The organism is Mesorhizobium sp. M1E.F.Ca.ET.063.01.1.1, assembly GCF_003998155.1.
GTDB lineage: Bacteria > Pseudomonadota > Alphaproteobacteria > Rhizobiales > Rhizobiaceae > Mesorhizobium.
The window spans coordinates 1-1,404 of sequence record NZ_RZSC01001113.1 but is presented as its reverse complement, the minus strand read 5'-3'; the positions used below and the strand labels follow the sequence as shown (position 1 = coordinate 1,404).

The 1,404-nt window shown below is 62.5% G+C and carries 2 protein-coding genes and 1 pseudogene; all 3 read left to right on the top strand.

The genetic code is table 11. From position 1 onward, the window contains the following. Window positions 1–361, top strand: a pseudogene (locus EOA29_RS36485) (DNA-binding protein); the annotation flags it as partial. Window positions 362–521: 160 nt separating this feature from the next. Beyond that, a complete protein-coding gene (locus EOA29_RS36480) occupies window positions 522–923 on the top strand; it encodes a hypothetical protein (protein WP_127222394.1) in 402 nt (133 codons plus the stop codon). A 199-nt stretch (window positions 924–1,122) separates the two neighbouring features. After that, the coding region (locus tag EOA29_RS36475; RefSeq protein ID WP_127222393.1) for a DUF1419 domain-containing protein at window positions 1,123–1,404 on the top strand (282 nt) is incomplete at its 3' end.

The window sequence follows — 1,404 nt, the reverse complement described above, 5'->3', positions numbered from 1 at the left end:
GACACCCACAGTGGAGAACTATCTCGGCCGCGTGACCAAGACGCGGATCGTTCAGGCTGTTCGTGAGGCCCGTGGCGAAGAATCCGCGCAGCTGATCGAACATATGAAAAAGGACCTGATGGCCCGTGAAGCCGCGCGCCTTCTCGAAGGATCGAACTGGCTGCCCGAGCCGCTGCGTCTCGAACAGGACGGTCCTGTTGCGGACATCGGCGAACCCGTGGTCAGCGACACTGCGGACGATCCTTCCGCGGCTGTTCCGGCCGAATTGCCGGCCTTCCTAACCGACAGTGCCGATCCCTCGTCCGGCGAGCGCGCCTCTGGCGTCGAAGACGAAACGGACGAGCTTCAGGCCGCGGAATAACCGGCGTCCCGATCACAAGGGTTCCGGCACCATGCCAGGAGCCTTGTGGCGCTTAGCCGACGAGCTTGGCGCCGATGTAATCGAGGACCGGGCGTCATCTGATCATTCCCACCCTCAGGAACAGGCCTGCGGTCGCGCGACAGCCGGCCTGTTCCCATTCATGGAGATCGACATGTTCGACTGGAACAAAAGCTGCGCCTACGATGGCGAGCAAAAGAGACGCTTTCATACGACCGCCAGGTCAAGGTTGAAGAGGCTCGCCGCCGAGCTCGCCCTGCCATCAGGCAGCTACGAGCTGCGATCAAACAAGGGGGGTATCGCGGTTTCCGGCGAAATCATCCTCCATCACGATCGCACCTATATTCAGGTTGGCCAGTTCGGGCTCTCCTCGGGTCACGGTGTTCTCATTCGCACCTGCAACGGCCGCAGGGATTTTACCGGCGGCGCCAATCACTTTGTAGCGCTCTCCCTGCTGAACGACATTCGGGCGCTCGCCGCCGCTGTTCGCGCCATCACCGGCATCGTTGCCAGCCGCCACGTGGCGGCTGCTCGCGCCGCCTGACGCCGCCTGACGCCGCCTGCAAAGGAAGCCGGCCGACAGGCCGGACCTCCATATCCCGAGAACGAGTGAGCTCTGGCTCAACCGGCCGCCAACAAGCGCGACTCCACCACCTCAATCCACGACCAGAACCGGCACGCCGTCGCCCCGTTGCGGGAGCATTCCCGCGCGCGGGGTTGGCGTGCCTCGAAGGAGAAACTCCATGCCTACACATCCTCCCTTCAGAAAAGTGTTCAACGGAATCGCGACGCGCGAGCAGATGTTTAGGCTGTTCAACCGGCACCACGACGTGCCAGGCACAGACCCGCTGTCGGGAACTCCCTACGCCGGGGAGTGGTTCGAGATATCAAGCATCGAGTATCATTTCATGCTCGGGCTCCTGCCGCCGTTGTTCCAGCGCACCGGCATGTTCGGCCTGTCGGAATACAAGGCCGGCTATGTCACCAGCGTCTTTTTTGCGATCAGGGTTCGCTGTCGTGAACGC